Source organism: Desulfohalobium retbaense DSM 5692 (assembly GCF_000024325.1).
Lineage (GTDB): Bacteria > Desulfobacterota > Desulfovibrionia > Desulfovibrionales > Desulfohalobiaceae > Desulfohalobium > Desulfohalobium retbaense.
Map to the genome: position 1 here is coordinate 33,536 of NC_013224.1, position 11,728 is coordinate 45,263.

General features: G+C 42.7%; 10 protein-coding genes. 8 read left to right on the plus strand and 2 right to left on the minus strand.

The genetic code is table 11. The features are described 5' to 3' along the window. Positions 1–454 precede the first annotated feature (454 nt). Together DRET_RS12705 and DRET_RS13850 are read right to left on the minus strand one after the other, a co-directional pair. Positions 455–934 carry a hypothetical protein gene (locus DRET_RS12705; RefSeq protein ID WP_012813908.1) on the minus strand — a complete coding sequence of 160 codons (480 nt, stop codon included), beginning with the start codon at positions 932–934 and terminating at the stop codon, positions 455–457. A gap of 621 nt (positions 935–1,555) precedes the next feature. Beyond that, positions 1,556–1,753 carry a hypothetical protein gene (locus DRET_RS13850; RefSeq protein ID WP_012813909.1) on the minus strand — a complete coding sequence of 66 codons (198 nt, stop codon included), beginning with the start codon at positions 1,751–1,753 and terminating at the stop codon, positions 1,556–1,558. A gap of 588 nt (positions 1,754–2,341) precedes the next feature. Here DRET_RS13850 and DRET_RS12720 point away from each other — a divergent pair. The 8 genes from DRET_RS12720 (at position 2,342) to DRET_RS12755 (ending at position 11,638) form a co-directional block, all read left to right on the plus strand. Next, positions 2,342–5,650, plus strand: coding sequence for a hypothetical protein (locus DRET_RS12720; RefSeq protein WP_012813911.1), 3,309 nt, complete (start codon positions 2,342–2,344; stop codon positions 5,648–5,650). Between the two features lie 1,028 nt (positions 5,651–6,678). Continuing rightward, the gene (locus tag DRET_RS12725; RefSeq protein WP_012813912.1) at positions 6,679–6,882 is read left to right on the plus strand and encodes a hypothetical protein; all 204 of its coding nucleotides are present in this window, start codon (positions 6,679–6,681) and stop codon (positions 6,880–6,882) included. Between the two features lie 26 nt (positions 6,883–6,908). After that, complete coding sequence (locus tag DRET_RS12730; RefSeq protein ID WP_012813913.1) at positions 6,909–8,309, plus strand: type IV secretory system conjugative DNA transfer family protein; 1,401 nt, start codon at positions 6,909–6,911, stop codon at positions 8,307–8,309. Further along, entirely contained in the window at positions 8,306–8,764 is a 459-nt protein-coding gene (locus tag DRET_RS12735) for a hypothetical protein (protein WP_015750478.1), read from the plus strand. Before DRET_RS12730 ends, DRET_RS12735 begins: the two co-directional genes overlap by 4 nt. 89 nt (positions 8,765–8,853) lie before the next feature. Then, a complete protein-coding gene (locus DRET_RS13585) occupies positions 8,854–9,492 on the plus strand; it encodes a metallophosphoesterase family protein (protein ID WP_015750479.1) in 639 nt (212 codons plus the stop codon). 111 nt (positions 9,493–9,603) lie between these two features. Then, positions 9,604–10,362 (plus strand): ParA family protein, encoded by a 759-nt coding sequence (locus DRET_RS12740; RefSeq protein ID WP_015750480.1) that lies wholly within the window; start codon positions 9,604–9,606, stop codon positions 10,360–10,362. Between the two features lie 24 nt (positions 10,363–10,386). Next, positions 10,387–10,740 carry a hypothetical protein gene (locus DRET_RS12745; protein WP_015750481.1) on the plus strand — a complete coding sequence of 118 codons (354 nt, stop codon included), beginning with the start codon at positions 10,387–10,389 and terminating at the stop codon, positions 10,738–10,740. 601 nt (positions 10,741–11,341) lie between these two features. Continuing rightward, positions 11,342–11,638 carry a hypothetical protein gene (locus DRET_RS12755; RefSeq protein WP_015750483.1) on the plus strand — a complete coding sequence of 99 codons (297 nt, stop codon included), beginning with the start codon at positions 11,342–11,344 and terminating at the stop codon, positions 11,636–11,638. Positions 11,639–11,728 lie beyond the last annotated feature (90 nt).

Here is an 11,728-nt window from a genome sequence, read left to right on the forward strand (position 1 = left end):
ACTTTGATATGTTTTGTCGATAAAAAATAGATATTTAGGGACAAAAAGTTGATGATGTCGGTACGCCCTGGGGCTTGGGCCTGAAAGCAACAGCCAGTTGGAGGCCGGTAAGAATGAAAGGTTATAGAGCATTGACAACCCGTTGATGAGGTATTGACAAATCATTGACAAAGCATTGACGAAAAATTGAGAGGTCGTTGAAAATTCATTATAGGTTATTGATGATCTGTGGACAGATAGTAGATAACCCATTGATGGGGAATTGAGAGGGTGTTGATGGCCTATTGACGCTTAGTTGATGGCCTATTGATGAGAGGTGGGCAATCGAAAGGGTGAGCCAAGCAAGATCAGCGGTGTCCCTGGACGTGGTTGATGTTCCAGAATTATGGAAAAACAAAAAAAATGGGACACCTGAAAAATTCAGATGCCCCTTAAATTATTGCATTTTTTTGGGTTACAGGCCAGCTTGGAGCCAAGCTAGCAAAATCTCGTTGGTATCCCCAATATTGAAGTATATATAGCTTGCGCCGAAGTGACCGTAGATGAACAAAGCGGCCACTATGCACTTGCCGAGCTTACCTCGCCATGCCTTCGGCCCCATCAGCGACAGCCTGATTATGTGCCAGATCAAGGGCAGGGCAACCAGGGCATGGGGCGTGAAAAAGGCCACAGTGGTCAGTTTGCCGCCCCTATGCGTGTCAGGGATTATATCGGTCGGCCCTTGGTATAGGGGTTTCAAATGTGATACGACCCAACCTAACAAATAACTGCCGATTATCTGACAAATCGCAAATGTCCAAAGCGTTTCTGACATGCTAAAATTTGATAAATCATAAACTATGTTTAACAAAAAAATATTCACCAGTTCATGCCCTGGAAGTGACAACCAAAGTGGTGACAAAATACTATGATATATCCATGCAAAAATTTCCATCGTTTTTCCTCAAACCTTTTTTGATGTTCATTTCAAGTTTTAGCCAATCAGGTGTTTGGTTTAGCGTGATTGCAAAGACGCTGATTGGACAAACTTTTATGATAAAGGTTTGGCTCATAGGCAATTTTAGATTATCGGTTAAATTTTTATTTGTCAATATACGTTATCTTGGCAATCGGGTCTGTTGTGTTTTGCATTAAGTCTCGGAACGTCTAGCGTTTATATAGTGTCCCAAATTCCTGTAACTTTTTCTGTGTGGATGGTCACGATACCTTGATAGACAATTTGCCCCTCGGTTTTCCCATTTCATTTATCAGTTTGCCCAGGGTTTCGGATCACCTGAAACCGTCTTAGCTTACCCCTTATCCCACCTTGTCTGACCAAAAATTAAAAGATTTTCTAAGCCTCATTTTTCTTGATGGACACCCCTTGTCCACCCCTCATTTTTATATCGCATATCTTTTTTTAAGATATACCATATAACCTTACCTGGACGTTCAAAAACAGGTTTTGGAGGGGCTAGTTGATTGATTTTTTAGTTTCTGACCCCTCGAACGCCTACGTTACTGCCCGTTTTGTGCCACCCTTACACACAAAATGTGTGTAAAAGTGGCCCACACCCTATTTTGAGCCTTTCAACTTCTCCTGAGCTTGCCTCATGGCATGGTCGATCTTCGCGTTGATTTTCTGGTCGAGCGTATAGGTCAGCTTGTCGATTTGGGCTTCGACCTGGTTCAATCTCTGGGTCGTATGTTGCAGTTGAGCATTAGTGTCGCGTAATATTTTCTCAGAATCTGCTCTTGCTAAAAGCAAAGTCATTTAGGCGTGGCCTAGGGTCCCAAAAAAATCTACGGAGGGGGGTTAACAGGATAATTGGAAATATTGTATATTTTACACATTACCAAAAAAAAATTAAAAAAGAGAAGAAAAAATTGGGTCAGCACAAATGACTGATGGGTTCAGATCAGCGCAAAAATTATTGGTTTTTTCATCTTAAAAAAATCTAGTCTGTTTGCACGTTAAGATTTTGTTTATCTCAATAGTAAATTATTTTACGGTCTATTATTTTTTTTATTTTTATTTTTTTTAATATTAAATTAAAACAAATAAATTTTAAATGCTATTATAAGTTATGTAATCGAAATAAAAATCTAAATAAAAAATTGCGCTTATGACATTCTTTCTTATATTTAAATTTTCTAAACTTCACTACTTTTCATTAGCATCATCATTGGATGTAACAAAGCGTAGCCTCAAACAAATCGACATTGCTACCGTTGTCTATGCTGACGGAAGCCTGTTCGCCCGTTGGCTGAACGACAAGCGGATTATGCCGCAATCCGTCGAACACGAGGTCATGTATATTTTACGCCTCTTCAATGAGCATCAGAGGAAGGGGCTTCAGTGATGCGGGTTTCAGGCCTTGTCGTCCAATTCAAGACCGCCTATTCTTCCAAAAAAAAGAGTTGGCAGACGTTGTCCCTCGATAAAGCCGAACAATCTATCTTCGGTTCCGTGGGGATTGATAAGCTGGCCTCGGGGGAAGCCGGAGTATGGCTCACACCCCGAGCACACGACAGCGCCGGAGACACCTGGCACATGGCGTGGTGGGACGTGGAACACCCCGACGAACACCACACCAGTATCGAGGCCAATACCCGTACCGCCCAGGACCTTTTCATCCAACTGGATGGACTCGGCCTGGCGCATGGACTGTCTGTCGTTTTATCCGGAAAGGGGTTCCGTTTCCTCTGGCCGTTTGTAATCCCATCTGACTACACCAAGGCCTACCGGGCCATGATTACCGACAAGGGCCAATGGGTAGGACTCGATCCCTCGCCGCACATGGCTCCAAACCGGTGGTTCCGCTTTCTTGGGTACCGGGGGCACCGCAAGCAAGACACCAACCCCAAAGATCGCCATATCCACCTTTTGGAGCACCCTGCCCACCTCCTGGATCTCACAGAGACAACGTATCTGGAGTTAGTGCAAGGAAAACCGGATCCGGCCACATTTCGCCCTTGGATGCGGAGGCTTTTGCCCCACACCACAGAGCCGCCACCGGAATGGGTGGAGTTACTGAAAAAATACAACGACATTCTGCGGCTACGATCGCATATCGTGAAGCTGAATTTCCCCAAGAAGCCGAAACCTAGAGGAGTGGACTGGGCGCAAATAGAAACCTTCCTTACCCAAAAGGGGATCCGTACCTGGGACATGCAGGACAACGGGGAAATCTTCTATCGCTTAACCGAATGCCCCATGTGTGGCCGGAGGGATGGTAATCCCTGGATGACGCAAGCCGGCCGGCTCAAATGCTTCCACGCAAACACCTGCCCGGCTGGAGAAGAACACACCGACCTGCAGGGGCAGACCTTCAAAAAAGGCTTGCCGCCGGAAAAGTGGGTCGAAGGATACCAGGAGATAGAAGTAAGCCCTCCCGTGCAAGAAGACCAACGGGAGAAGACGGACGTCAAAACCGCCAGAGAACGCATCCGGGACGCTCTGCGCTCTGACGAAGACGTATTGATTCGGGCTGCCCCAGGGGTGGGCAAGACACACACCACCTTGGAAGAGATCCTGCCTCAATGCCGGGATCGACTCGTTTTGTTCACAGTTCCCAAAGGGGAGAACGTCGCCGAGATATACGAAAAGGCATTGAGCCTGGCGCCGGAAGGCGTTGAAATCCGCAAGATCAGGGGACGCAGGCGAGAAGAAAACGGTTCAGGAACTTTGGATTTCAACCCTCCACCGGAGGGGATCTGCTACAACATGGACTATGTAGAAGAAGTGGCCAATTGGGGCTACTCTCCAGGGTTGATTTGCTGCACCGGGTGCGAGCACCAAAAAAATTGCCCCTACCAGGAACAATTCAAGTCCCTCCCGAAAACCGGACTTGTCATTGCAGCGCATGAAAGCGCTGTTTCCCTGCCTAAAAAACGCCATTTTGATCTCTGGGTAATCGATGAAAACCCTGTGGCGTCTCTTCTTCAAACCAAGACCGTTTCGCCCGGGGCTCTTTCACAAATCAGGGCCAAACTACCCCGGAGGTCTGAATTGCCTTTGGATACAATCAAGGCTCAGGGCGAAGGCCTCTTGAAGTATCTCGCAGGAAACCAACACGAAGGCCGGATCTATGCCACTACGCCGCCAGCCGAATGGAAGAACACGGAAAGTGTCTGGGAGCTCGGAGGAATCGAAAGCCATAAAACACCGTTTGCCGAAGATTTGAGCTGCTTCGACCAACTCGAAGAAGAAAACCTCAAGCAGTGGCAGAAGCGGCTGTACTACAGCGAAAAGGTAAATTTTACCGCTTTGGAATGGCTCTGGACCGCCACAGGACAACAGGCAGGGGTGGCCTATATCAAGGCCCGGGCAGACCGGAAGCACCCCATTTCCTATGTCCTGCACCAAACCAAAGCCCCAGGCATGAGGCGGGCAAACCAGGATGGCAGCGAAACCAAAACCCGAATCGTGGCTCTGGACGGGACCGGCAACAAACAAGAACTGGAAGCGCTCTTCCCAAATCGTTCCTTTGCCGAGGTGTCGGCTGATGTGGATCTTCCGGGCCGCAGGGTCCACCTTGAATACAACCTGAGCAAAACCACAGTCTGTGGGGCAGAGAAGTACAAAAAAACCCCGATGGCGCCGCAGCACGTCAAAGCCAAGCTCAAAGAGGGGCTCAAATGCCTTCGTACCGAGGAAAAGCGTGTGCTGTTGGTGACGTTCAAGGACGCCAAGGAAACAGTGTTGCGGGCAGCGCAGAACCTCGATCCAGGTCGCACCTTTGAGGTGACACATTTTTGGGGCAACCGGGGGCTGAACTGCTTCCAGGAATGCGACGCCGTTATCTGCTTCGGCTCCCCTCGGGTGGCACCGCACAGCGTCAAAGACATGGCCTCCAGTCTGTTCGACGATACGGAGCAGCAGAAGGCCTGGACCGAACAACAGGGGCACCGGGACGTGGTGCAGTCCATTCACCGGATCCGGCCAATTTACTCCAGAAAGTCCGTGATCGTGATGGGCGATTTTTGGCCGGAGCAGTTAGGGACACCACAATTCCGGATTCGGGCTTATCAAAAGAATGGCGCCTTTGACCTGGCCTTGGAACGGCTCAAGCTCGTAGCGCAGACCTACGGCTTTGTGACCCGGGAGCTTGCCTGTTTACACGGGGTGTTCTGCCGGGTGGATACCCAGAGCATAGCTAAGTGGATGGAACTCCAGAAGCGCTTCCGGGAAAAGCTCGAAGAAAGTCCATCTGAATTTGTGTTCTTTCCTATAAATATATTTCTTATAGGAAACCACACAAATAAAAATGGACTTTTGGACCCGATCAAGCTGAAGGACACTCACGCTTGGAATGACCTGGTGTCAGCCCTCGAGCTTGAGCTTGGCTTTCCGTCTCTGACTGAGCGGCAAAGTACTGGGGCAGGAAGACCGAGCCGTGGAGTGGGGACTGTCAGCGCTGCACGGCGGTTTTACCACGCTCTGGGTGTGGTCGTTTTTGATGAATCCCTCTGGTCCGGCCAGGAGCATTTTTTCGAGATCCCCGTAGGGAAACTCAAAAGGCGGGTGCTGCCCGGGCAGGGCCTTTTTGAAGCGCGGAGGGCCAAGTCCGTACTGTTGGGATTCACCTCAGAAATCCGACACCGGCAACAAAAGCCACCGATAGAGGTTTTCAGAGATCAACAGTCGTCCTTGGCAGCTGTGGTGTAAGTCGGCTGGAGTTTCATTGTTTTGGGGATTCAGTTTGCAGTCTTTAAAGACTACAAACTGAAAAAAAAAAACGGCGCCGAATCAAGGCATCGCTTCCCATTCCATGGGTGAGAGGGGGCAGATCAAATCCGGGAAGGCAGAAGTTCGACCTATTAAACGTGGGAGCGCTAGAAAACGCCTCAGCAGCCTCCGTAAGAGCTTCGGTCAAAAAGTGCCACCAAGCCCCCCCTCCTCAAAGTTTACGGAGCCCATGAGTGCGTTTGATTCTCACTATCTTTTGGGATTGAGTGCCACAACATACCGCCGGGATGGATTGCCCCAGCTCCTTTCCCCTGTCCCACTTGCTTTTTATTCCACGCACCGGAAGAGCACCTCAACGAGGCCAAGTTAATTCTGGCCAAGCGTAAAATAGGGGGCCAGGGCAAAATTGCCCTGGCCCCCTATTAATATTTATTTTCCAGTTACTTAATTTGGATTGTCCAGCAGTCAAAGATGAAAACTTAGGCCTGAATAAACGCTATGGGCAAACGGAAACTTCAAGCACATAACACCCTGAAAAAACGTGTTTTTTTCACATAAAATCTTAAAAATAAAAAAATCATTGACTTTTTAAAGATAGTATGATATGTTTCTTGCCAATGGCCAATTATTTTCTTGTGAAAGCTCTTATAAACGGAAGCTTAGACCGATTTATAGCATATTAAAAAAAGGGGTCAAGAGTTTTTTGAAAATTTTTTACCAACTGAGTTGAAATCAAAAAATGCAAAGAAAATATACCAAACATAAAAATCCTCCAAAGATCAAACAAGATATGAATATAAGATTCAGTATTCCAAAAAAATAGAAGAATTACTTTTTCAGATAGGCTTTTTTATATTTTAACAGTGGGATCAATAAACATAATTAGCTAAACATAAAAAGCCTAAAGCAATCTTTGGTGGAACAATGGTTTAGCTAAGAAATGTTGACTGTTCATTCAATCAGCTAATAAGGTAAGAAATTAATTTAATTGTAAAAAGGGGGCATTTATGTACAGACATACCGAAGGTTCTTTTTTCCGGGCTGATGATAACGATGTTATTGACATGGTTTTTGATAACCAAAAAGGGGCTTGGGTTGTAGATGAAACCCAGAGCATAGAAAGCACGCATAAAAAAGAATTTAGATATGAAAAAAAATATCCAGTAATGTTAATGACAAGAGTTGAAGAAAATTTTTGGATCTATATTTAATAAACTTATTGTTTAGGAGATTATCTATGTCAGAAATAGGATTCTTAAGAAATGTGAAGAAAAGTTCTGAACAAAAGATCAATACAAGAAATAATCAAAAAGATATATTTAGTTTCGACTCTGGACAAAAAATAACCCTTGAAGAGGCAAATCACAATTGCCTAGTTCTAGGAGCTACTGGAACTGGCAAAACGTCCTCTTTTGTATCTCCAAAATTATATAACTTAATAAAAAAAGGTTACGGTGGTCTAATTTTTGACGTTAAGAATAATTTCACGAAAGACATTCAATCGATGGCTAATATGTGCGGTCGAGAAGCTGATATAATAGAAGTAGGTAGCCATAACACAGCAACTCCAATAAATTTTTTATTAGGTTTAGACCTTGAATCTATGCTGCAAAGCTTAGAAGACATAATCGCAGGCAGCATACCAGCTAGCGGTAACTGGGAATTTATACAAATGGGCATTAACAATGTTAAACAAATTGCAAAAGTTTTATACTATTTCAAAAAAAACAAACCAGATGAACGATCAATTTTACCAAACTTAGATTTAATAGTTAATATGCTAAACAATGAGTTACTGGCAACTCAAATTTTTACACACTGGAAAGAAAATATAAACACCTCAGATCGTGACCAAGTAAGATTAAAAGATGAAATTGAAAACGACATATTTAATTTTATGATGCCTCCTGAGAATACAGGTTCGAGAAATTCAACCGATTGGTACAAACAAACTACCTGGCGACTTTCAGTGCCGCGAAAGGTCCTTGGTGAATTCAGCAATGGAATTTTAAAGAAAAAACTATCTTCAAAATTAAACAAAACATTAAATTTTGAAGAATTAGTCCTAAAACAAAATAAAATAGTGATTATAAGATTCTCTGCAATTAGCGGAACTCCAGGGGTAAGATTCTCCAAAATGGCAAAAGAAGAGTTTTATAAAACAATATACCGCAGATTTGAACTACAAAAAGAAACAAAAATACAATATGTTTTTAATATCATGGATGAATTCCAAGATATAGTTAACCTGGACGAAAATTCACTTTTTGATGACTTCACGTGGGTGTCCAAGTCAAGAGAGTTCAAAGTCATAAACATAGCAGCGACGCAAAGCATGTCTAGTCTTTACAAGCTTGATTATAAAGAAAGAGTTTATGGAATGCTAAATAACTTTGGCATAAAAATCTTCATGCAGAATGACGACCCAAATACAATAGCATGGATTGAACAATGTTATAGAAAAAATTATAATTTAACTGAATTAGGCCCTGCAGAGGCCTTGCTGATTAAGAAAAAGATGCCTGAACGAAAAATTCAAATTGGTATAGATTCTGCTCAAAAAAGCCATGATAAGCTGCAGGACATACTAAGGAATAGCAGTGAATTTTGCAAAAATGAAAATAGGATTACTATATGAACTCATTTAATTTTTATTTATCAATCACTATTGTATTATTACTTCTATTGCCACAACCTACTTATTCTAAACAAGCACCTCAAGATAATATCGAATGGACTAGAAATAATGTTGAGAAATTAGAAACCTTCCAAAAATTTAAAAACATGAAATTAGAAAAGGTTATTAACGCCAGAGTAGATCTGGCGCTTGAATTATTTAATATCTATAGAGAAGTTTTTAAAATAAAACCAGATATGCGAATTAAGATAAGAAATTACAACATAATCCTTAATAAATCCATTGACCTTATGAACCTTACAGAGGTTAATTTACATGCAACCCAGTCTGCAAAAGAACAATTCGTTAAAGAATTTACTAAAATCGCTCAGCAAATAGACAGAAGTTACTTAAGCAAAATAAAAAAAGCTATGGCACTCGACTACATTCTATTTAAAAAATTATATGTATACTAATATTCTTTTTTCCCACGTTTATAAAAGTAGTAAAGATAAAAAACTTTATTTCAATATGTAAATGAATAATAAATAACTAAGGGCAACATATGTTACTATTCTATGCAGATGCTCATGGCAACTTTGAGGAATTGATTAGCGTTGCTCGAAAATATCATTCCGAAATAAAGGGTATTTTTTTATTAGGAGACCAATCGCCAGGTCAACCTTTAGATCAAGAATTGAAAGCCCTAGGGTCAGGTATTATAGCCAAAACATATTTCATACTTGGAAATCATGATTTAGAATCAAAAAAATATATCGAGAATCATTTTTGCATTTGGCAAAACTACCTAAATAAACGAACAATCGACATAGATGGTATCTGTATAGGTGGCTTTTCAAGTACATATTCAGAAAAATCAATTTTTTTTTCAAATAACAACAAAACAAAATATACTATTGATACTTTAAAATCTAAAGAGCCACTTTGCTGTGAATGTTTATCTGGGTTTTCTAATATGTCTTTAGATATACTAATTACCCATGAAGCCCCAAGTAACCATCCAGAGGGTTGTTATAAAATTGACGAAGCGGCACGACTTAGTCAATCGTCTATCATTATTCATGGACATCATCATGAAGATTATGAATCTTCATTGCCATTTGGTACACGAATCATCGGCCTTGGAAGGCAACAAGTGCTGTACTTCACAGCTGATATGCTTACTAATAATTTCTACTTTTAACTTTTATTAATTTATGTGCCGACTGTTCTATTTTACTATATTTGCATATGATACAGCCTAATAAATATAAACACTACCCGATGAAAATCTAGATCAAAAAAAGGAAAGGACATGGCAAAAAAAATTGCGCTAGTTGGTTTTGGAGATGCCCCCGGTACAACGACAAATATTTGTCACACAGCATATGTCTTATCTGTCAAAATGGGATACAAGACGCTGGTTGTTGATTGTGATCCAAAATGCGATGCCACTTTATTTTTGGACAAGACATACGATAGCAACGCTAGGAATAACATCTTTGGATATTTAATGAGTGATTTTTCTCATAATGAGTGCATAGCAAAAACTAACTATAAGAACCTGGATGTTTTACCCGGAAGCTACATGGTCTCAACAATTCGAGAAAGCGGCCGCTACAATTTTAATGTTTCAAATTTCGAAGATAACTATGATATAATTCTTTTTGACACATCTGAAAAAACACATCCTCAAAATGAGGTTTTTCTGCGAGATACAGACTATTACATTGCAATTGCTAGACCTGAAATGGATTTTTTTATTCTAGAGACTATTGAGGATTTTCAAATTGATGGGTATATGTTTTTCGACAAGTCTCAATTTGCCGGTATACTTTTCAGTCGAGTTTTGCAACCAGAAGAATTTTGTAAAATGTATAGAAAAAAAGTTTGTGATTTTTTTGACGGGATTGCGACATACCCTTTTTGGGATAGCATAATTCAAGAAAATATCAGTGCCATTTCTTCTTTTAGAGACCACACCTTGCTATTTGATAGAACAAACTCTGTACGCCTCACCCGAAACTATTACAGAGCAGCGAATGAAATTTCTGAAAAAATAGTCAATCTTTAAAATTACATATAAATGGAGGCATATATGAATAACCAATACTATGAAAAAACAACCATACGAGCTTTTGTTGATATCATTTGGTTTCCAATGCGTTTTTTTGGTTTATTGTATGGCATTTTGTTTCTCGCGCTTTTTTTAAAGGTTGATTACGAAGAGCATGCAAACTTTATAAACGCCATAGGCCCACCTGCCGTAGAATTTTTAAGTTATTATCTTGGTTGGTTTTTAGAGTTTCCAACAGTTATTTATGGGGCACTTGTTTTTGCGTTTTGGTTCTTTTTTTACTGGATATATACTATCCACGGTTTGTTTATATCAGCCTGTGTCATATTATATCATATCTTGAATTCAATTTTACAAGTTTATCCTATTTTTTAGCTTTCAGTTTTTTTAGGCCGGGACCGCCCTGGTGATCAATGACAGGGTGGTCCATTGTGAGGCCCGGGCGGGGCTTGTGCGGGACGCAGAACAAGAGGCCGAGTGTTGTTACCGGGAAAACCCCGAGGGAGGGGCGAGAACGTATTGTGAATGCTATCCAGGTTGGGAAAGTGCCGGTGTTGTGTTCGACCATCCAGCTTTTGGGTGAGGGGTTTGATTGCTCCGGTCTGCCAGTTAGTTTTTGACTACGCCGGTTCGCTTCAAAGGACGGCTGCTCCAGGTCGTGGGTCGGATTCTCAGACCTGGAGATGGGAAGCGGCCACGGGTATTTGACTATGTGGATGCACAGGTGGGGTTGCTGCACCACCAGGCGCAAAAACGGGCACAGGCATTGGCCGAACTCACGGCATGGCCTCAGGGCCACCATGCCCCATAGAAACCCCTGTAAGGCCCATATACCCCCAGGCTCCCCGGAGAAAACGGCCTGGTCGTGCTTACAGAAACTGGACAAAACGGACCGATCGCCCGCAGGCACAGAAAAGCGCATTTCTGTTTTTCTTGAAAATTGTATTTCCGTAAAAACGTATTATGAGGGGCGGCAGTGAAATACAATCTGACCAATGCCTTCCTGGCCTGGAAGCCGAGGGGCCGGGTTGAGGTCCTGCCCGCAAAGGATCACATGGATGTGGCGGGGACGCTTGGCCTGGATAAGTCGTGGGGCTGCTGCAACCCTCCTTTATGCCGGCTGCCATTGGAGGACCGTGCGGCCAAGCTGTGTGTCAAAGCGCTCCGGGACCTGATCTTTCGGGACCGGTGCAGCCCGGAAGCTGTGCACCAGGCCATTTCTCAACTTGAGGAATATGAACAGATCCAGGCCGCTGAAATTAGTTCTTTGTGAACGGCCAAACCCCACAACCCTGACAATACGCCCGTGTAGGGAAAACGTATTTTGACAAAAGCGTGTTTCTGTATTTACTGAAAATTGTAT